General features: G+C 61.5%; 16 protein-coding genes and 1 pseudogene. 13 read left to right on the forward strand and 4 right to left on the reverse strand.

All coding sequences use genetic code 11. The features are described from left to right. A pseudogene (locus EGH21_RS23475) lies at positions 1-99 on the forward strand (IS1595 family transposase); the annotation flags it as partial. 31 nt (positions 100-130) lie between these two features. Here EGH21_RS23475 and EGH21_RS23480 read toward each other — a convergent pair. Continuing rightward, positions 131-1,156, reverse strand: coding sequence for an NrpR regulatory domain-containing protein (locus EGH21_RS23480; RefSeq protein ID WP_220620834.1), 1,026 nt, complete (start codon positions 1,154-1,156; stop codon positions 131-133). Positions 1,157-1,287: 131 nt separating this feature from the next. Between EGH21_RS23480 and EGH21_RS23485 the strand changes: the two genes are divergently transcribed. From EGH21_RS23485 to EGH21_RS23520, 8 genes are all read left to right on the forward strand, one after another. Continuing rightward, complete coding sequence (locus tag EGH21_RS23485; RefSeq protein WP_220620847.1) at positions 1,288-2,619, forward strand: aspartate aminotransferase family protein; 1,332 nt, start codon at positions 1,288-1,290, stop codon at positions 2,617-2,619. After that, a complete protein-coding gene (speB, locus tag EGH21_RS23490; RefSeq protein WP_220620835.1) occupies positions 2,616-3,611 on the forward strand; it encodes an agmatinase in 996 nt (331 codons plus the stop codon). Before EGH21_RS23485 ends, speB begins: the two co-directional genes overlap by 4 nt. Beyond that, a complete protein-coding gene (locus tag EGH21_RS23495) occupies positions 3,608-4,975 on the forward strand; it encodes an NAD-dependent succinate-semialdehyde dehydrogenase (RefSeq protein ID WP_220620836.1) in 1,368 nt (455 codons plus the stop codon). Before speB ends, EGH21_RS23495 begins: the two co-directional genes overlap by 4 nt. Continuing rightward, positions 4,972-6,465 carry an aldehyde dehydrogenase family protein gene (locus EGH21_RS23500; protein ID WP_220620837.1) on the forward strand — a complete coding sequence of 498 codons (1,494 nt, stop codon included), beginning with the start codon at positions 4,972-4,974 and terminating at the stop codon, positions 6,463-6,465. Before EGH21_RS23495 ends, EGH21_RS23500 begins: the two co-directional genes overlap by 4 nt. A 905-nt stretch (positions 6,466-7,370) precedes the next feature. Next, entirely contained in the window at positions 7,371-8,153 is a 783-nt protein-coding gene (locus tag EGH21_RS23505; protein WP_220620838.1) for an SDR family NAD(P)-dependent oxidoreductase, read from the forward strand. 61 nt (positions 8,154-8,214) lie between these two features. Beyond that, on the forward strand, positions 8,215-9,054 hold the full coding sequence (locus tag EGH21_RS23510; protein ID WP_220620839.1) for a class I fructose-bisphosphate aldolase: 840 nt from the start codon (positions 8,215-8,217) through the stop codon (positions 9,052-9,054). A gap of 75 nt (positions 9,055-9,129) precedes the next feature. Next, complete coding sequence (gene glpR / locus EGH21_RS23515) at positions 9,130-9,909, forward strand: HTH-type transcriptional regulator GlpR (RefSeq protein WP_220620840.1); 780 nt, start codon at positions 9,130-9,132, stop codon at positions 9,907-9,909. A 67-nt stretch (positions 9,910-9,976) separates the two neighbouring features. After that, on the forward strand, positions 9,977-10,675 hold the full coding sequence (locus tag EGH21_RS23520; protein ID WP_220620841.1) for a cyclase family protein: 699 nt from the start codon (positions 9,977-9,979) through the stop codon (positions 10,673-10,675). 58 nt (positions 10,676-10,733) lie between these two features. Here EGH21_RS23520 and pdxA read toward each other — a convergent pair whose 3' ends face one another. Together pdxA and EGH21_RS23530 are read right to left on the reverse strand one after the other, a co-directional pair. Continuing rightward, the gene (pdxA, locus tag EGH21_RS23525; protein WP_236035793.1) at positions 10,734-11,729 is read right to left on the reverse strand and encodes a 4-hydroxythreonine-4-phosphate dehydrogenase PdxA; all 996 of its coding nucleotides are present in this window, start codon (positions 11,727-11,729) and stop codon (positions 10,734-10,736) included. After that, entirely contained in the window at positions 11,722-12,990 is a 1,269-nt protein-coding gene (locus EGH21_RS23530) for a four-carbon acid sugar kinase family protein (RefSeq protein ID WP_220620842.1), read from the reverse strand. The genes pdxA and EGH21_RS23530 overlap by 8 nt, the downstream gene beginning before the upstream one ends. Positions 12,991-13,142: 152 nt before the next feature. Between EGH21_RS23530 and EGH21_RS23535 the strand changes: the two genes are divergently transcribed. The 4 genes from EGH21_RS23535 to EGH21_RS23550 all read left to right on the forward strand — a co-directional run bounded on the left by EGH21_RS23535 (position 13,143) and on the right by EGH21_RS23550 (position 18,181). Continuing rightward, positions 13,143-14,456, forward strand: coding sequence for a nickel pincer cofactor-dependent isomerase, group 22 (locus tag EGH21_RS23535; protein WP_220620843.1), 1,314 nt, complete (start codon positions 13,143-13,145; stop codon positions 14,454-14,456). A 140-nt stretch (positions 14,457-14,596) separates the two neighbouring features. Next, positions 14,597-15,427: an ATP-binding cassette domain-containing protein gene (locus EGH21_RS23540; RefSeq protein WP_220620844.1), complete on the forward strand. Its 831-nt coding sequence runs from the start codon at positions 14,597-14,599 to the stop codon at positions 15,425-15,427. Between the two features lie 480 nt (positions 15,428-15,907). Continuing rightward, positions 15,908-17,122 (forward strand): sugar ABC transporter substrate-binding protein, encoded by a 1,215-nt coding sequence (locus EGH21_RS23545; protein WP_220620845.1) that lies wholly within the window; start codon positions 15,908-15,910, stop codon positions 17,120-17,122. 21 nt (positions 17,123-17,143) lie between these two features. Continuing rightward, the gene (locus EGH21_RS23550; RefSeq protein ID WP_236035794.1) at positions 17,144-18,181 is read left to right on the forward strand and encodes an ABC transporter permease; all 1,038 of its coding nucleotides are present in this window, start codon (positions 17,144-17,146) and stop codon (positions 18,179-18,181) included. A 136-nt stretch (positions 18,182-18,317) separates the two neighbouring features. Here EGH21_RS23550 and EGH21_RS23555 read toward each other — a convergent pair whose 3' ends face one another. Beyond that, positions 18,318-19,448 carry a PfkB family carbohydrate kinase gene (locus tag EGH21_RS23555; protein WP_220620846.1) on the reverse strand — a complete coding sequence of 377 codons (1,131 nt, stop codon included), beginning with the start codon at positions 19,446-19,448 and terminating at the stop codon, positions 18,318-18,320. Positions 19,449-20,240: the final 792 nt, after the last annotated feature.

Raw genomic sequence — 20,240 nt, forward strand, 5'->3', positions numbered from 1 at the left:
AAGCTAACGCCGTATCTCAGAGCCTTTCAGCTCCGCTGCGAACTCTACAGAAAACCAGGCGATGACGCGCTCAAACATGCTATCGACGCCGCCCTCTGAAAATCAACAACGTGCTTCACAAGAGCGAACTTCAAAATTCCGCCGCGGTCACTCCTGCGGCTTCGAACTGGTTTCTCCTGAGGGTCCCGTACAGCGTCGTCCACTCGTCGGCGATGTCCCGTTCCGTCAGCAGTCCGAGGCCGATTTCGCCGACGGCGCTGTACGTAAGCGAGCAGAACTCCCAGTCGGGGGCGTCACCGGGGAACGGCCCGTCCTCGCGCGGACGGCGGAGGTCCACCACGCCACCGAGCGAGCTACGGGTCTCGACGGCGAAGTCGCGGCCTTCCTCGTAGCGGGTCAACGGGAACTCCCGGTTGTCGATGATGAGGCGTGCTACATCGCCGTCGAGTGCGGCCAACGTATCGGTCCGACCGGCCTCTAACAGGAGCGTCACGATGTCGATAGTCGAACCCTCGCCGTTGATGACGTCGATGTAGCGTCTGATGCCACCCCCCGCGGCATCCGGAGACTGACAGAAGACGGTTGACGGGTCCGGCTCGGGGTCGTACTCCGCGATTCCACCGGTGATTAGTCGCGTGCTGATGCCGCCCGAGAGGAGGACGCCGTCGAGTGTGAGCGAGGAGGGAAGGGCCAGCCGATAGTCGCCGGGCTCGGTGACGTCGGCCTCCGAGACCGCCACCGGACAGGGACCGAGTGGGGTCTCTTCGAGGGTGGAGAGCACCTCCAACGCCTGACCGACAGCGTCCTCGTCTAGGTAAGCCGCGGCCACCACGAGCTCGCCAGTGTCCTCCAGCGGGTCGTATGTCACGCGGCTGGTGAGCATCGCGATACGAGCACGGATGCGCTCTCGGCGGGCATTTACGTGGCCCGTCTCGAGTGCGGCGCTACCGGCTTCGGTCAGCCGTCGTCCCTTTCCGGGAACCTTCTCTGTGAGGCCACGCTCGTCCAGGTCCGAGAGAGCCAGCCGGATAGTCCGGCCCTGTATCGTGTAACCGTGTCGCTGCATGAGTTCCACGAGCCGAATCGAGCCGATCGGCTCGTTCTGACGGATGAGGCGCAAGAGGTCGTAGGTCCGCTCGTCGAGATCCCCGTCCATACGCTGTGGAATCCGTGGGGTCACTCATAGTTTCCGGACGGGCGACGGAATCTTTATGAGATACCGCACGTTCAAATCGAACAAGGTGGAATTATATTTCCACGTCAATCCATTCGATTATGTCAGACAAAATGACTTCCGAACCCGACCGAGACACGGTCGACGGAAACGACGACGTCGTGGGTCGGTACGACGACTACGTGATGCCGATTTGGAAGAGCCTCAACGTCCCGGTCAAGCGGGCATCTAACTGTACCGTAGAGGATTACGAGGGTAACGAGTATCTCGACGTGTTCTCCGGCATCTCCGTGACCAACGTCGGCCACAACAACGAGGCCGTCGTCGAGGCGGCCAAGGCGCAACTCGACGAGTTCGTACACGGGTGTTCGTACGTCCACCCGAGCGAACAGGTGGCACGTCTGGGCGAGCGGCTAGCCGAAATCACGCCCGGCGACCTCCAGAAGTCCTTCTTCTGTAACTCCGGGACGGAGGCCGTCGAGGGTGCCATCAAACTCGCCCGGAAGTACACCGGGAGCAAAGAGGTACTCGCTCTCGAGATGGCGTTCCACGGTCGAACCCTCGGCAGCCTCGCGTTGACCGGCAACAAGGCCTACAAGAGCGAGATGGCCCCGACGATAAACGACGTCGCGCACGTCGCGCCACCGTACGCGTACCGCTGTCAGATGTGTAGTGGCGGTCCGTGTTCCTGTGCCTGTGCCGACGACCTAGAGCGCGTCATCGGGACGCATACGTCAGGGGACTTGGCAGCTGTCGTCGTCGAACCAGTGATGGGAGAAGGTGGAATAATAGTTCCACCAAATGGCTGGCTCGAGCGGGTCAAAGAGATCACCCACGACCACGGGGGCCTGCTCATCGTCGACGAGGTCCAGACCGGGTACGGACGAACGGGCGAGATGTTCGCCACCGAGCACTTCGACGTGGTTCCCGACATCCTTCCGCAAGCGAAAGGCATCGCCAACGGGATGCCACTGGGCGCGTTCACTGCGTCCGCCGAGGTCGCCGACGCCTTCGAAGCGGGTGACCATCTCTCGACGTTTGGCGGGAACCCAGTCGCCTGTGCGGCCGCACTCGCGACTATCGACGAGTTAGAGGACGGCATCGTCGAGAACGCCCGCGAACAGGGTGCGTGGCTCTCAGAACGACTGGCCGACCTGGAAGCGGAGTTCGACGTCGTCGGTGACACCCGTGGCCTCGGTCTCATGCAGGGTGTCGAACTGGTCGACCCCGACGGCGACACCGGCCCGATGGGGGTCGCACCCGAACCCGCCCCGAAGGTCGCCAAGCAAGTCGGCAATCGACTCAAGGAAAGCGGCATCATCATCGGCGTCGGCGGATACCACAAGAACGTCATGCGGTTCCAACCGCCGTTGACCATCAGTCGCGACCAGCTGTCTCGGGCCGTCGACAGCCTCCACGATGCGCTGGCGGAGGTGGAGACGTGAGCCGGCAATACGATAGCCGTGTCGGCAATATCGGCCCGGGGGTAGAACTCCCCTACGCCGGTATCCAGACGTTCCTGAAGTCCGACCATCGCGACGTGACCGACCTCGACGGCTACGACGCGGTCGTCGTGGGTATCCCCTACGACGGCGCCGTCAGTAACCGTCCGGGCGCCCGCTACGGCCCACAGGCCATCCGTCGCGCCAGCAGTTGGTGGGCCTACCTATCGGGATACAAGGGCGGGCTGACGAACATGCGGACCGGCAAACAGGTCGACTTCTCCGCGCTCTCGGTGGCCGACTGCGGCGACGTGCCGGTCTTTCCGATGGACCGGGAGCGCACTGCCGAGAGCATCGAAGCCCACGTCGCTGCTATCGCTGACCAGTCGTTTCCGGTCGTACTGGGTGGAGACCACTACTGTACCGCCCCGTCGTTCCGCGGGTTCGCCGAGGGGTCGGGCTACGACGACGTCGGGTTCGTTCAGATAGATGCTCACACAGACACCAGTACCGGGAGTCCGGTGTTCGGCGACGAGTTCCACGGCTCCAGTACGGCCCTCGTGGCGGACTCGCCGTACTCTGATTACGAACACGTCAGTCAGGTCGGCATCCGGGGCTACGAGTCGCCGGACTTCTTCGAATTCGCCGAGGAGAGTGGCCTAAACCTCTTTACGATGCGCGACGTGGAGGAGCGTGGCATCGAGTCGGTGGTCGAAGAGGCCATCGCCGCCGCAGCTGCCGAGACGGACGCCGTCTACGTTACCTTCGACATCGACGCCGTCGACCCCAGCGTCGCTCCCGGCACGGGGACCCCCGAACCGGGTGGCCTCTCCGCCACCGAGGCGTTGAGCGTCGTAGAGACGCTGGGTCAGCACGAGGCGGTCGAGGGCGCGGACCTGATGGAAGTCGCACCGGCTTACGACCACAGCGAGGGGACACAGCGACTTGCCGCGTACCTGCTCGTGACCCTCCTGGAACGACGGTTCGCAGAATGACTTTCGAAACCACCAACCCAGCAACGGGCGAACGTATCGACACCTACCAACCACACGACGAGGCGACGGTCGACGCCGCCCTCGACGACGCCACTACGACGTTCGAGTCGTGGCGAGACCGCTCGATCGAGGCGAGGCAGGAACTGGCCGCGGAACTGGCGAGCGTTCTCAGAGCGCGCACTGACAAGTACGCCCAGATGATGGCCGACGAGATGGGCAAGCCCGTCGACCAGGGCGTCGGCGAGGTAGAGAAGTGTGCGTGGCTGTGTGAACACTACGCCGAGCGCGGAGGGGAATACCTGCAGGACGAGCGTATCGGGACGGAACCGAACGCAGAGACCTACGTCGCCTACGAACCGCTCGGGCCGGTGCTCGCGGTCATGCCGTGGAACTTCCCGTTCTGGCAGGTCTTCCGGTTTGCCGTCCCCGCCCTGACCGCCGGGAACGTCGCGCTGTTGAAACACTCGCCGACCACGTTCGGGTGTGCCGAAGCCATCGAGACGGTGTTCCGCGACGCCGGGTATCCAGAAAGCGCGTTCCAGTCACTCCGTGTCGAGGCCGACCGCGTCGAGAGTATCATCGCAGACGACCGCGTACGGGCCGTGACGCTGACCGGGAGCACGCGGGCCGGTCGTGCCGTCGCCGAGGCCGCAGGCCGCAACATCAAGAAGACGGTGCTGGAACTGGGTGGAAGCGACCCTTACGTCGTCCTCGACGACGCCGACCTCGACGACGCCGTCGAGACAGCCGTCACCGCCCGCACGCAGAACGGCGGCCAGTCGTGTATCGCCGCCAAACGGCTCCTCGTCCACACCGACGTCTACGACGAGTTCACCGACCGCTTCGTCGAGGAGATGACCGCCCTGACTGTCGGCGACCCGACTGACGACGAGACTGACGTGGGGCCACAGGCACGGGAAGACCTGTTGGAGGGATTGGACGAACAGGTGCAGGCGAGTGTCGACGCCGGAGCGACGCTCCAGTGTGGCGGTGACCCTCTCGACGGTGACGGGTTCTACTACCCGCCGACGGTACTGACAGACGTCCCCGAGGACTGTCCTGCACGGACCGAGGAACTGTTCGGACCGGTGGCGACGGTCGTCGAAGTCGAGGACGAAGCAGACGCTATCGCGCTCGCCAACGACACGAACTACGGCCTGAGCTCTTCGGTCTGGACCGAAGACCGTGAGCGCGGTCGCCGCGTCGCAGAGCAAATAGAGGCCGGGGCGGCCTTCGTCAACGAGATGTCGAAATCAGACCCGCGCCTTCCGTTCGGTGGTGTCAAAGACTCCGGCTACGGTTCGGAACTGTCCCACCACGGCATCAGGGAGTTCACCAACGCGAAGACCTATTGGATACAATGAGCCGCGAATTCGCTGTAGACATGCGAGAGCGGCACGAACAGGCGATAGCAGAGGCGACGGCCGACCGGGAGTTCCCACTCTGGATAGACGGCGAGGCGCGGGCGGCCGAGAGTGGCGACACCTTTGCTACACGAGACCCCGCAGTCGACGTCGAGATTACCACCGTCCCGCGTGGTGACGCTGCCGATGTCGACGCTGCCGTCAGCGCCGCCCGAACGGCCTTCGAGAGCGAGTGGGGCGCACTGGACCACACCGACCGAGCCGACAGATTGCTCGCCTGGACCGACAGACTCCGCGAGCACACAGACGAACTAGCCCGGCTGGAGTCGCTCGATACCGGGAAACCGGAGGCGTTCGCGGCTGCGGAAATCGAGGAGGGAATCGACTACATCGAGTACTACGGCCACCTCCTCCACGGCGACACGGACGAACGGATTCCAGTCGGGGCAGACACCCACGCCTACAATCGGAAGGAACCGTACGGCGTCGCTGGGCTCATCGTCCCGTGGAACTACCCCGTGTTGCTGACGAGTTGGAAACTCGGACCCGCACTGGCCGCGGGGAACACTGTGGTGTTGAAACCGGCAGAATCGACACCACTTACGTCGACCCGACTGGCGCAACTGGCGGACGGCATCCTCCCGGACGGGACCCTGAACGTCGTCCACGGGTTCGGCGACGAGGCCGGGGCAGCGCTCACGAATCACCCCGGCGTGGACAAGCTATCGTTCACCGGCGAGGACGCCACCGGTGAACTCGTGATGAGTGCCGCGGCGAAGAACATCACACCGGTGACGCTCGAACTCGGGGGGAAGTCCCCGTTCGTCGTGTTCCCCGACGCGGATTTGGCCGCCGCCGCGGAGACGGCAGCCGAGGGAATCTTCTACAACGTCGGCCAGTCCTGCGACGCGTTTTCACGGACGTTGGTCCACGAGGACGTACACGACGCGTTCCTCGACCGTTTCGTCGAGGCCGCCGCGTCGTGGACCGTCGGCGACCCCCTCGAAGACGGGACGATGGTCGGCTCCCTAGCGTCAGAGCAACAGTACGAAAAAGTCCGCGAGTACGTCGATATTGGTCTGGCCAGCGGCGCGGAACTCGTCCACGGCGGCGAGGGCATCGACGGTGACGGATGGTTCCACGAGCCCACCATCTTCGACGGCGTCGACAACGACAGCAGACTCGCACAGGAAGAGGTGTTCGGTCCCGTCGCTTCCGTCATCGAATTTGCCGACTACGAGGAGGCCATCGCGCTCGCCAACGACGTCGACTACGGGTTGGCATCCGGCGTGGCGACAGAAGACGTCTCGCTGGCACACCGGGCCGCGGCCGACATCGACGCGGGAACGGTGTGGGTGAACGACTATGCACGGTTCGCGCCCGGACTCGCGTTCGGTGGGTTCAAGCGGTCGGGCGTCGGCCGCGAGTGCGGCGCCGAGACGCTGGACGAGTATCGACAGAACAAATCCGTCGTCCTAAACCTGGACTGAGGCTTCCGGTGTTTTGAACACGGTCTGTTCGCAGCACCACTCCCACACCTTGGGTACTTGATTCTGATAACAATAGAGGTAAAACCGGATATTGAGTCGGGTTTGGCAGAAGGAATTCATATTTCGAGGGTTCAAAGTTAGAAATAGACGTTGTATGTATGCTTAGATAGTTATCTCTCGTATCTCAGTCCAAATACGGTAGAACAAATACATATCTAAGATATATGGGCCGAGTTATATTCATTTTCGTATTCTAACATTGTAGCACTAGTAGAGATGGCTGGATAGTAGTTCGCTGATTGTAATATCTCACAAATTATTGAAAGTAGGCACATTTAGATTTCCATGGCTGGTATTACTATCATAGATGTGCTACAGTTTTGGTTTCTACGCTGCAGAGCACGCATCCTCTCGAGAGTGAAGTGACCGTCCCCAAATAGTAACAGGAGTACGTATGTTATTAGATTAGTCGTCGACGACCCTGTCACCGCTCAGTGTCTCGCCTACTGCCAGCTAGAACTGACAAAATGAGGCGAGCCGTGAATCAACTCGGATTCACCCTGCGGTCTACTCCTCTCTCGTCGACTGTAGGTAGTCGACAAACTGGGTAAAATGAACGAGGAGAGTATTTATACTGCTTACTTTTTGCTAAACTAATTTGTTACCAGTCGAAAGATTCCACACCCTCTGAGAACTGTTGCTGATTTTATCGACTGATGCTACTACTGTGAGATGAGTCTCTTGTTACCAAGGCTCACAAGCCCGGTTTATTTTGGGCATTTTCTGGGCTAATCAGCCTAAATTGGGAAGAAACGATTGAGAGCAGCAACGCTGGTATTCGGAAGAATCGTAGGTGCCTCCGTCCACCCAAATGTTTAATGTGTGTCCTGACTCAGATTACGCCGATGCCTGACTACAGCTCAGACTTCGACGGTGACACCGTCATAGTCACTGGAGCGACCTCTGGAATCGGACGAGAAATTGCCATCAGATTCGCGAACGCAGGAGCGACAGTCCTCAACGCAGACATCGAAGTCGAACCGAAGGACGCGGAGACCCCAACACACGAGTTCATCCAAGACCAGGGCGGTTCGGCTGAGTTCGTTCAGACGGACGTTTCGAACGCCGACGACATTCGCGCGGTCGTCGAACGGGCACGAGAGTACGGTGGTGTCGACGTGATGGTGAACAACGCGGGGCTGTTCATCGGAGGGAGTTTGCTCGACGTCAGCGAGGAGGAATTCGAGAAGATACACCAAGTCAACGCCAAAGGAGTGTTCTTCGGGTGTCAGGCCGCAGCACAGGATATGATCGACCGTGGGACCGACGGTGCAATCGTCAACACGGCATCGATCAGTTCGTTCGTCGCCCAGCGTGATCAGATACAGTACGACTCGACGAAGGCCGCGGTGAAGATGATTACCCGTGGTGCAGCACTCGAACTAGCGGACCACGACATTCGGGTAAACGCAATCGGCCCCGGACAGATAGCGACCGAGTTCATCGACGGCTGGTCGGAGGACGCGCCCGCGGCAGCGGCGAAAGACGAACTCATCAAACCGGTCCCCGCTGGACGTGCGGGCACACCGGAGGACGTCGCCGGTGCAGCTCTCTACCTCGCCAGTGACGACGCCGATTACGTGACTGGCGAGGTACTTATGGTCGATGGAGGGTGGCGAATAATCTGAATGTCGTCGCCCGGTAGGAGAATAGTTATGTGGATGGATTCATAGACATTAACTGGAGCCAATGACTACAGAGCAACTCCTCGACACACCGTCGGGGAACGCAGTCGTCGTAGCGCTAGACCACGGACTAAGCCTCGGTGCGCCTGACGGATTCAAGAACCCGATAGAGACTATCGACAAGGTCCTCGCGGGCGAACCGGACGGCGTCCTCGTCGGACCGCACATGGCCCGTCACTACCAGGACCGATTCGCGGAGGCTGACGTCGACGTCATTCTCACCGCGGACGTCGTGACGTGGTCGACCAGCCCGGGCCGAGACCACGATAAGGACCTCTGGACGCCAGCGTTCGACGCCGAGTTCCTCGCGGAACTCGACCCCGTCGGCGTCAAGACGGTGCTCGTGTTCGGCCGTGACGACACCGAGACGTTCCGCCGGAACGTCGAGTACATCGCCGAGCTCGCCGAGGACCTCCGCGGGACCGGCATCCCGCTGGTCGTCGAGCCGGTCATGTGGGGCCGACGCGTCCCGGACAAGCTGGAGACGGACGTCGAGTTCGTCGAAGACGCGATGCGCATGGGCTGGGAGTTCGGCGCGGACATCCTCAAAGCGCCCTACACCGGCAGCGTCGAGACGTTCGAGCCGCTCGTCGAGAACTCGCCGGTCCCTGTGATGATTCTCGGTGGCCCGGCCACCGGCACCACCCGCGCGATGCTGGAATCCGTCGAGGGAGCCATGGAATCCGGTGCCCGCGGCCTGATGATCGGCCGCACCATCTGGAAATCCGACGACCCTGAGCGAACGGTCTCCGCGCTCAACGAAATCGTCCACGAGGGCGCGTCCGTCGAAGAAGTGTGGGACGAAGCGGAGCCACAGGCCGTCGCGAGCGGGCGAGAAGACTAAGTAGCACTCGCTGTTACTGCGTGTCATGCCAACCGCGCCGATGCAACGAACGAACGGGCCTCGGGGTGTCGTGCCGTGACTACCCCGGAAAAACGCCGCCGGTCCATCACGGAGTTAGTCACGAAACACGGCGGCCTCTCGGTCGAGGAGTTGGCCGACCGGCTTGAGGTGTCGGAATCGACCATCAGACGCGACCTCCGTGATCTCGCCGATCGAGATCTCGTCGAGCGGACGCACGGTGGCGTCGTCCCGGTGACGAACGTGGGTGTCGAACGGTCGTTCAATAGGCGCCTCATCCAGCACTTAGAGCGCAAACAAGCGATCGCAGACCGCGCCGTCGAGGAGATCTCTGAAGGCCACGTCGTCTACTTCGACGCCGGGACGACCACGATGCAAGTCGCCAAGGTGGCACCGGACGACGACTCTACCATCGCCGTCACGAGTTCGCCCATGTTGGTGCTCGAGCTATCGAAATCGGACGGCACGGTGAAGATGACTGGCGGCGAGTACCGACGTGAGACCAAAGCGTTGGTTGGGCCGACCACCGAGGACTACATCAGCAACTCCAACTTCGACCTCGCGTTCCTCGGCGTCAACGGTATCGAGTCCGACGGCACGCTGTCGGCACCGAACGAGTCCGAAGCGAAGATCAAGCAACTCGTCGTGGAGCAGTCGGCGCGGACTGTCGTCGTCGCCGTCGCGGAGAAGTTCGGCGAGCAGAGTTTCCGCCGATTCGGGTCCATCGAGGATATCGACCTCCTCATCACTGACGAACGTGTCCCCGACGAGTACCGCGACCTGTTCGACGAAACGGAACTCGTCGAAGACGTCTTCGAGTCAGGTTCCCACGACTGAAGCGTGGGCCACTCCGACTGTCTCTGTGAGCACAATACTTATTTTCTAGTGGACTGTCGAGTCTATCATGTTCGATTCAAAGGAAGTCGTCGAACTGTCCAACCCAATCAGTGAGAAGATTCCCGTGTGGCCGAGTTTCCCACCGATCGAACTCGAACAGACGTCTCTCGCCGCACGCGACGGATTCACGATGGAACGACTGGAGATGCGGAGTCATACGGCGACACACATCGACGCCCCGGCACACTTCATCCCCGAGGGCAAGACTCTGGACGACTTCTCCATCGACCGGTTCATGGGCGAGGGCGTGGTGATAGACCTGACGCCGAAAGAGCCCGAAGAGCCGATTACCCGTGCTGATATCGAGGCCTACGAGTCAGACATTCAACCCGGTGACGTGGTCATGCTCCACACGGGTTGGGACGAATACTACGGCCAGACACCCGAGTATCTCTTCGAGTTCCCCTACCTGACCGGCGAGGCCTCGGAGTACGTCGCCTCACTCGACCCCAAGGCGGTCGGGACGGAGGGCGCGAGTGTCGGTGGCTGGTACGACGAGGTCCCAGCGCACGGGCCGTCGACCGACGTCCACCCGGCCGACTCACACCTCCCTCTTCTCGAGAACGACATCATCCCCATCGAGGAGTTGCGGAATCTCGATCAGGTCTTAGACGGGGCGGATAGTCGGCGCGCCGACTTCTTCTTCCCACCACTCAACGTCCAGGGGACGGGCGGGTGTTCGGTTCGCGCCTTCGCACTGGTGTAGTTCGACCAGCAAGAGTGCGCATCGAACCTGATACGTAGGTCCCAGAAGTAGACCGGGTCTATCGCGCGAGTCTGACGGCCGTCGACACCGCATCGATCATGCTCTGCTCGGAGGCGACCCCTTCACCAGCGATGTCGAATGCGGTGCCGTGGTCGACGCTCGTCCGAACGATCGGAAGCCCAATGGTGACGTTGACGCCGCTCACCGCGTCGCCGTCGCCAGTGAAGCCGAGCATCTTGATGGGGATGTGGCCCTGGTCGTGATACATGGAGACGACACAGTCGAACTCACCTGACGCGGCTCGAACGTAGACCGTGTCCGGTGGGAGGGGGCCAGTCACGTCGACACCCGTCTCGGCGACGCGGTCTACAGCCGGTTCGATGATCTCTGCTTCCTCGTCGCCGAGTAGGCCACCGTCGCTCGCGTGCGGATTCAACCCCGCGACGGCGACCGAGGGGTCGTCGATGCCGAGGTCACGGAGCGCTTCGTCCGTGACGGCAATCGTCGACGCGACGTCGTCGACGTCGAGGTCGCAGGCCTCCCGCAACGGAATGTGCGTACTGACGTGTGTCACCGTCAGGTCGTCCTCGATCAGCATCATCGAGTAGTCGTCGGTTCCGGTGTAGTCCGCGAGCATCCCCGTGTGGCCCGCGTATTCGCTCCCGGCCATCCGGGTCGCCTGTTTGTTGATGGGGGCGGTGGTTATCGCGTCGATCTCACCGGACTGTGCTAACTCGATCGCTCGCTCGATGTACTCGAGGCTCGCCTCGCCGTTCGCTTTTGAGAGTTCGCCGTACTCGTGGGCAGACACGTTGTCGAGGTCGATAACTGGTAGCTCGTCGGGGTCAGCGTCCGCCTCGAGCGGCGAGTCGACGCGACGGACGGTCAGGCCCGGTGCGAACCGGTCTACCGCGTCTTCCAGGACTGACGCGTCACCGATGACGACGGCAGTCGCCGTCTCGACCAGCGTCGGGTACGATTTGACGATGACTTCACTGCCGATGCCTGCAGGGTCACCCATGGTAACGCCTACAGTAGGCTTTGAATCACTCATCACCAAGACCCAGACGAGCGAGGGACTTAATTATTGCCTGCTCGTCTCCGAACCCGCCAGCCTTCGTCACGACCGCTGTCCCGTCCGCTACGCCGCCTTCGACGGTCGCGAGCGGTATTCCCGGCGCAACGCTTTCACCCGCCATGCGGAGTGCCGTTGCGTCGAGGCTGTCGAAGACCGCTCGAGCAGTCGACCCGCCAGTGAGAAAGAGGTTCGATGCCCGGCCATCACCGACGACTTCGGCGGCACCAGCAGCAAGCGCGTTCGTAATTCGACGCCGAACTGTCGATTCGTCGACTTCCGCCCGTTCACCGGCCGCCATAGCCCGGTCGACGTCGCTGCGTGCGTCGGCACTGTGGAGGAGCACACCCCCGTGTTCGTCGACGGCAGCGCTCCCCCGAGACGCCAAGTCAGTGCCGGCCTTGCTCGGGTCTGTAACCGCCATCTCGAGGTCGAGTTGTCTCCGCCAGTCAGTCGATACCTCGCCGATCTGTTCGAGCGTCTCCGGTGCGACGCTCCCCGAGACACCCACGACTGACCGCGTCCGGTCGACGTCGATTCCGGCGCCCGACGGTGTTCCCGGGACGGTGATGTGGCGGGCGAGACCGCCACTCCCGACGAACAGACATCGTTCGGAGACCTCGTCAGCCGCCGTGGCGAGTGTCGCAAGGTGACCGTCAGTTACGGCGTCGCAGGTGAGGATGACCGGGCCGTCCGACGAGCACGACGACTCGAAGGCCTCGGCGACAGCAGTCGCGCCCTGCGCGACGGTTTCGATACCGACCTGCTCGACGGGGTGCTCACTCGCCGTGAAGAATTCGGGGAGTGAGTCGTGTGTCGGTGGTCGCTCCTCGTCTTTGCCGGGCGGAGAGTCGGTCACCAACTGGCCGTCGACGAGGTGATAGCCACACGCTGTCACACGCCCGTTGCCGGGAAACGCCGGGGCGACGATGACGAGGGAGGGTTCGACCGCTCGCGTGGCAGCGTCGACCTCCACACGGACGTTCCCGCGAAGGGTCGAGTCGACCTTCTTGTAGACGACCGAAGAATCGCTGGTCTCGAGGACCCTTCGTACCCGTTCGGCGGCGTCAGAAGGGTCCACGTAGCGTGACTCCGTGTTGTACACGGCGACGTCACCCTGCGTCGCCGTGTCGGTCTCTGGGGCGATGACGACTCGAGTGTCGTAGTCTCGTCTCGCGAACTCGTGACCAGCGTCACAGCTCCCGGTCAGGTCGTCTGCGACGACCACACACTGGGTCATCTGTGGTCCCCCTGGCATCTGCACTGGAATTGAACATAACCGTCCATGGTTCGTATGGCGAGGTACTCGGTAAAGAAACATTCGCACGGACTCCGACACTCGACCGAGAGGGGCAAAACATAAGCACAAGATGCGCTATTGTACTTGTATCCATGAAGTTCGAGTTTCCAGACCGTGACCGTTTGGAGGCCGCCAACGACGCCGAGGTGTCCGATCTTCCCCGTGCCTACCGTGTCAGCTGCACACGGGACCATCCTACTGTCCCGGACGTCACGGAGGCCTCTATCGACGCTGTGAACGATATTCCTGCTTTCGACGAACTCGAACCGGGCAGCACCGTCGGAATTACCGCGGGAAGCAGAGGTATCGAGGTCTTCCCAGAGGTCCTCGAAGCCATCGTTTCGGAACTCCAGTCGCGCGGGTTCGAGCCGTTCGTCTTCCCCGCGATGGGCAGCCACGGGGGCGCGACCCCCGAAGGCCAGCGTGAGACGCTCGCGGCGCTCGGTATCACGCCCGACCAGCTCGGCTGTGAGATTCGGTCCTCGCTCGCCGTCGAACAGGTGGGAACCGACTCGACTGGACGGCCAGTGTACGCCGCCGAAGACGCGCTCGAAGCCGACGCAGTCTTGCTCGCCAACCGGATCAAACTGCACACGGACTTCGAGGGGGACGTCGAGAGCGGTCTCTGTAAGATGGCCGTCGTCGGACTGGGGAAACAACGCGGTGCCGACAACATGCACAATGCCGCACTGGAGCGCGGGTTCCACGAGGTCATCCCGGAGTGGGCTGGAATCCTACTCGAGGAGACACCGATTGTCGGTGGCGTGGGTATCATCGAGAACGCGGCCGAGGAGGCCGCTGAGATCCACGGCGTCTCCGCCGCCGATCTCTTGGAAGAGGAGCCGAAACTGCTGGAACGCTCGAAAGAGTTCTTCCCAGAACTCCCGGTCGACGACCTCGACCTGCTCGTCGTCGACGCGATGGGCAAAGAGATCAGCGGGACTGGACTCGATACGAACGTCATCGGCCGGGTCCGGTTCCACAATCAGGCAGAAGTCGACGAGCCCTCCATCACTCGCATCTACGTCCGGTCGCTAACACCGGCCTCCCACGGGAACGCCCTCGGCATGGGACTTGCCGACCTCGTCCATCAGGACCTCGCGGCGGCCGTCGACTTCGAGGACACGTACGTCAACATCGTGACCAGCGGCGAGACGAACCGGGCGAAACTACCCTTCGTCGTGCCGAGCGACGCAACGGCGTTCGTGCTCTCGGCGTCGATGACCGGCGTCGCCAGCGCGAGCGACCTCCGCATCGCCCACATCGAGAACACGATGGAACCCGGCGAACTGTGGGTGTCCGAGCCGGTCGCCGAGGAACTCGCCGACCGGGACGACGTCCATATCCACGAAGACGAACCGTGGCAATTCGACGAAGACGGTGAACTCGCCATGTCCTGGGAGTGAGACCGCACGGTCCAGCGACGGCCGCGACGTACCGCCGGAGAGACGACGCTGTGGACGGGGGCGCGGACTCCATCACCAAAATTTATTTATATTGGTAGTGGGGATATGGTGTCAGGCCGACTCACCCATACCCACCAGCCATGACCACAGACAGTTCACATCCACGGATCGAGGTGGAACACGTCAAGAAGCGCTTCGGCACCGTCGAGGCGCTCTCGGACGTTTCCCTCACGCTCAAAGACAACGAAGTCCTCTCGCTCGTCGGCGACAACGGTGCCGGCAAGTCGACGCTCATCAAGACGCTCGTCGGCATCCACCAACCGGACGGCGGCGAGATACGGTTCAACGGTGAACCAGTCACGATAGACGGCCCTAAACACGCCCGCAAACTCGGGGTCGGGACGGTGTATCAGGACCTCGCGCTCGTCGACGAACTCTCCGTCGCGGAGAACCTGTTCCTCGGACGAATGCCGGTGAAGAAGGTCGGCGGACTCGTCCCGGTCGTCGATCAGGAGTACATGGCCGAGGAGGCCGAGCGCATCCTGAGCGAGCACCTCAACATCCACGTCGACCCCGACACGCCGGTCGAGTTCCTCTCCGGTGGGGAACGACAAGCAGTCGCAATCGGACGCGCGCTGGTTTCCGACCCGGATATCGTCCTGCTCGACGAGCCGACGTCGGCACTCTCGAAGGCAGCGGTCGAACACGTCGAAGAACTCGTCCAACGGTTGCGCGATAGCGGTCACTCGGTCATCCTCATCGACCACAACCTCGAGGAAGTGCTGTCCATGAGCGACCGCGTCGCGGTGCTCTTCCAGGGCCGAATCGTCGACGTGGTCGACGCCGCGGACGTCACCCGCGACGACGTGGTCAGCATGATGGTCTCCGGGCACCGCGCCAACGAGGACGCAGACGACGAACTGGCCGGTGATGAGTCGGACGTTTCCTCGTCACGTTCGTCCACAGCCTGAGTTCTACCGGGTGAGAAGGCAGTTCTGTCCCATCCCAGGTCCGTGGCGTACACGTCTCACCCGACGCCACGCTCCACATCGTTCCCTCGCACTCTGAGACCTCCGCCCTCGATTGTTTCGTCGACCGCGTCCCGCATCGAGCAGACCCTCCCCAGTCCCTCGTAGGTATCTTCTCGACGCCGACTTGCGTCGTTCAGGGTGGTCGAATCCAGTCTCCGGGACGGCGATGGCCTGTCGTTCTCTCGTCGGATGTGACGTGATCGTGGGCTATTCGGCTGCACCATAGCCGCTGCTCGCGACGCCGTTCGGCTCGCTTCTCGGACGACTGTGAACCGGGAAATCCGGTCGTGCAGGGGATGAGGACTCGTGAATCCAGAGGACAGGGGCCAATCTCCGTTCGCACCTCGACACCGCCGGCCGTTTGCCGGAAGTTTTAATATGGATTGTTAATGAGGTAGATTCGGAACTCGATCAAAAACCATGATTAGTAGACGCAACCTTGTTCGAGCAGTCGGAGCAGCAGGTATCGCCGGTCTCGCCGGATGTTCGGGCGGCGGGGACGGCGACCAGTCAGGTGGCAGCGACGGCGGTTCGAGTGGCGGCACTTCGACCGGCGACGGCAGCAGTGACGGTTCGAGCGGCGACACCCAGCGGTTCGCGGTTTCGATGAAGTCGATGGGGCAGGCTGGCCTGTTCGTGCAGGGCCAGGCCGCGAAGTGGTACACCAGAGACCGGGACGACGTCGAGATCGTCATCCTGGACGCCCAGTTCGACGCGTCGAAACAGACCCAGGATGCCATCAACGCCATCAACCAGGGGCTCGACGGTATTCTGCTGAACCCCTTCGACGCCAAGGCGTCGCGACAGATCGTCGAGGCGGCGACCGAGGAAGACATCCCGGTCATGAACTTCGACACTGCGACGCTGTCCGAGGACATCGTCATGGGCGCTCTCTTCGGTCAGTACGCCGGCGGGCAGGTGGCCGGAGAGCGGTTCACTCAGATGATCGAAGAAAAGGGCATCGAGAACCCGAAGGTCATCACGAGCGTCTTCAACTTCGAGTCGACGACGAGTCAGGCGCGCCTGTACGGCTTCACAGAGAACATCCCGGACAGTGTCGAAGTCGTCAATCGGATCGAGAGCGACGGGACGCCCGAGGACTCCGCCCCGGCGACCCAGAGTGCACTCCAGGCCAACCCCGACGTCGACGCCGTCTACTCCAACAACGTCGGTAGTGGGATGGGTGCCCTGACGGCGCTCCAGCAGATGGACATGTATCACAAGAAAGACCACGAGGACCACGTCATGGCCTTCGGTATCGACGGCGGTCCCGAACTCAACCAGCGCATCGGGAGCGGGTACTACGACTTCGCGATCGACCAGCCGCTCCACATGTACGCACCGCTGACACTCGAGCTGATGTGGGACTACCTCGAAGGCGGCGAGAGCGCTCTCCCGCAGGTCGGCGACACAGTCAAACCCGGTGAGGCCCTCTCCATCGAGAACAAGACGGTCGAGGGCATCAAGCCGTGGTCCAATCAGTTCTGGGGTCCGGCCGAGATGACCGAGTACGAGGCCGAAGACAAGGCCTGGTGGCCGTGGATGAAGTGCCAGCACGCGACGATCGCCCAGGACAACGCCGACGCCTCCTACCTCTACGGGAACGTCTACCGAGAGATCGAGGGGTCGAACTAAGCCGAACCACCTGAAGAGACGATGAGTACACTATCTGACGTAAGTTCGACGATCTCTGAACTCCAGGGGGATCGGACGCGGATGATGTTGTTCGCGCTGGACAACCTCATCTGGCCCATCCTGTTAGCGGCATTTATCGTGTTCTCGATCCTCCTGCCAGAGATCTTCACCCAGTACCGGAACATCGAGTTCCTACTGTACACGAGTGCGGGACTCGGGGCCATCACTCTCGCGGAGGCCATCTGCCTCATCAGCGGGAACTTCGACCTCTCGGTCGGATCGGTCGCGGGATTCTCGTCGATGTTCACCGCACTGGCCCTTACGAGCTGGTTCCCAGCGATTCCGGGAGTCGCGGGCATCCTAATCGTCCTCGCAGTCGGCGGGGCTATCGGATTCCTGAACGGGTTCTTCATCGCTAAGTTCGACGTGAATCCGTTCCTTCAGACTCTGTCGGCCCTCATCGTCTTCGAGGGAGGGATTCTGGTCCTGTCGACGCGGTCTGTCTACGAGTTACCGAAGAGCTACCTGTGGCTCGGCGGCGAGGATATCTCGTTCGGCGGACTCCTCCCCCAGTCGGTTCCCGTCGCTGTCCTCTTCATGCTCGCTCTCTTCGTTACGGTGTGGTTCGTCCTGACGAAGACCCGGTTCGGTCGCGCGATATACGCGGTCGGTGGCGACGAGGAGTCGTCCGCCGAGGCGGGTATCGACACGGACCGCATCGTCATCGCCGTCTTCGTACTCTCGGGCATGCTGGCCGCCACCGGCGGTCTGCTGCTGACGGGATTCAACGGCGGAGCGACGCCGACGCTCGGGACCTCACAGTTGTTCCCCGCGTTCACCGCTGCCGTCATCGGTGGGGTGAGCCTGTTCGGAGGGCGAGGGAACGTCTTCAACGCGCTCGGCGGGGTCCTGTTGCTCAGCACCATCGCGGCCGGACTCGTGATGCTGAACATCGACCCGCAGATCGTCCAGACGGTCAACGGGCTCGTGCTGTTCGCAGCCATCCTGCTGTACACCTTCGTCCAGCGGTTCCGGGGCCGACTACTCTCGGACCTCTGACCCCGACGAAACATCTTTATCTCGCAGTTAACCGTGTCGGTGCCGCGCCGACGCTCGGCTGCGATACACCGTCGCAGCTCTCGGGGTTCGACCTACTGTCGGAGACGGGGGTGGCGACTGGAGAAAGGGTTGCGTACTACTCGAACTGTGTGTCGTAGGTGGTGACGGCCGAGACGACGTCGTCGTAGGACGGCGTCTCCCCAGTCCGGACGAACTCACGAGCGAGAGCGTTGCCCAGAACGACGGCAGCCGCTTCCGGCAGTCCCTCGACGAGTCCGAGCGAGAGTCCAGCGTTGAAGTGGTCCCCGGCGCTGGTGGTCAACTCCGGGGACTCGACGGGAACCACGCTCACGCTCGTCGTTCCCTCGTCACTCACGACGACGGACTCTTTGACGCTGTGGCCGACGAATCGGTCGACGGCCAGCGAGTCGAAGACGACGCGAGCGTCTTCGACAATGTCATCGCTCGTATGAGCGCCGAGTACGGACGCGAGTTCCTTCGTCTCGTAGCGGTTCGCCGAGACGGTCACCTCGACCTCATCGGCTAGACGACGCGTGGCCGCGACGATAGACTCCAGCATCTCTTGGTCTATCTCCCGGATGTCGGCGGGGTCGAGGAGGACGTGCTCCGGTGTCTCTGTCAGCTTCGGAAAGACCGTCTCGCGGAGCCCGTCGAGGATACCCGCCATCTCGGGAATCACAGCCCAGTAGCCGACCCCGAGCAGTTTCGCCCCGTCGAGTTCGTCGACCAGCGTCTCGATGCCGACGCGTGACTCGATGCTCTCCCAGTCCAACGTCGCAGCACCGCCGCTCTCCATCAGCATGAGCTTCCCGTCGTCGAACTCGATGGCGTCGGTGATTCCCGGGTCGCCCAGCGAATACATGGTACACGCTTCGAACTCCTCTTCGAAGATGTCCAGAACCGGATCCCCACACATCCCAACGAGCGTCGGATCGAACCCGAGGGTGTCGTACGCGCGAGACAGGTGGCTGACGTGCCCGCCAGTACGCTGGCCGAGGCGCTCCCACGAGATGGCGAGCGAGCTATCAGCGGCCGCCGACGTCACGATTTCCTCGCCGAACTCGCTCAGCGTCTCGATGCGGTCGCCGTCTGACGCACCGGCGTTCGTCCCCGCCTGCCGGACGTTGTCGACGTACCCGTCGAAGCCGAACACCACGTCCCCACCGCTCGGTTCGGACGGGAGGTGCTTCTGACACGATTCTACCGCGTTACGTGTCTGGGAATCTGGATAGCTAGTAGGCGACATTCGTTTCACATCCATCGACTTCCTTTACTTGTTCTCGGCGAATTTCTGGAACGGACTCGCTGACGCAGAGTTTCTGTACACCATCTAACCGGTGATCTGTGAGGTGATTAGGTACCTCGATTAGGCACCGAGGTGTACATTGACGCTTGTCGGACTCGTTCGGTTCGAGTACTATCGGTACCCGAGACGCTACTTGGAGACGCATGTATAGCGTTACATTTCGGGGTAGTATAAAAGATTATGTCACAGTGCAGTACTCGAGCATGTCGAGGCCTTGGTGATCGTTCAAACTCGTACGAGAGAACCGGCCTCCGCAAAAGTATCCTCGTTGTGCTGCTAATCAGGTTCACATGCTATCGGTGATACAGAATCTTGTAGATTTTTCAAAATGTGGCGTTGTACATGCGTATTGCAATACGAGTACCAGAATGTGCGTATTTATATCGTTTTGTTCGTTATCCAGTCCAGAAATATAGGTATATTTGTTCGAGTATACGCCTATATTTACGATATGATATCTTATGGCCTTAGACGGTTCTATATTTAGATATTCTACCGTATATTGGCCATCAACAAATATGCAATTTCCGAATGAGAATTGAATTGTCGCTAAGTTACCGCTATATTGGAGATCGTGAGCTCAATAAGAGACTCTATTAGTAGAATCTGCTCTGTTGAATAGCGATCTATTCAGCCGATATCACGGGTTTAGAAGGATGAAGCCGAGGAATTCGATTCTTGCCTATGGAAGTCGACCTCCTCGACTTCGTTGAGCAGTGTCGTGACCTAGCT

The organism is Haloarcula rubra (genome assembly GCF_019599465.1).
In the GTDB taxonomy this organism is placed as follows: Archaea; Halobacteriota; Halobacteria; order Halobacteriales; family Haloarculaceae; genus Haloarcula; species Haloarcula rubra.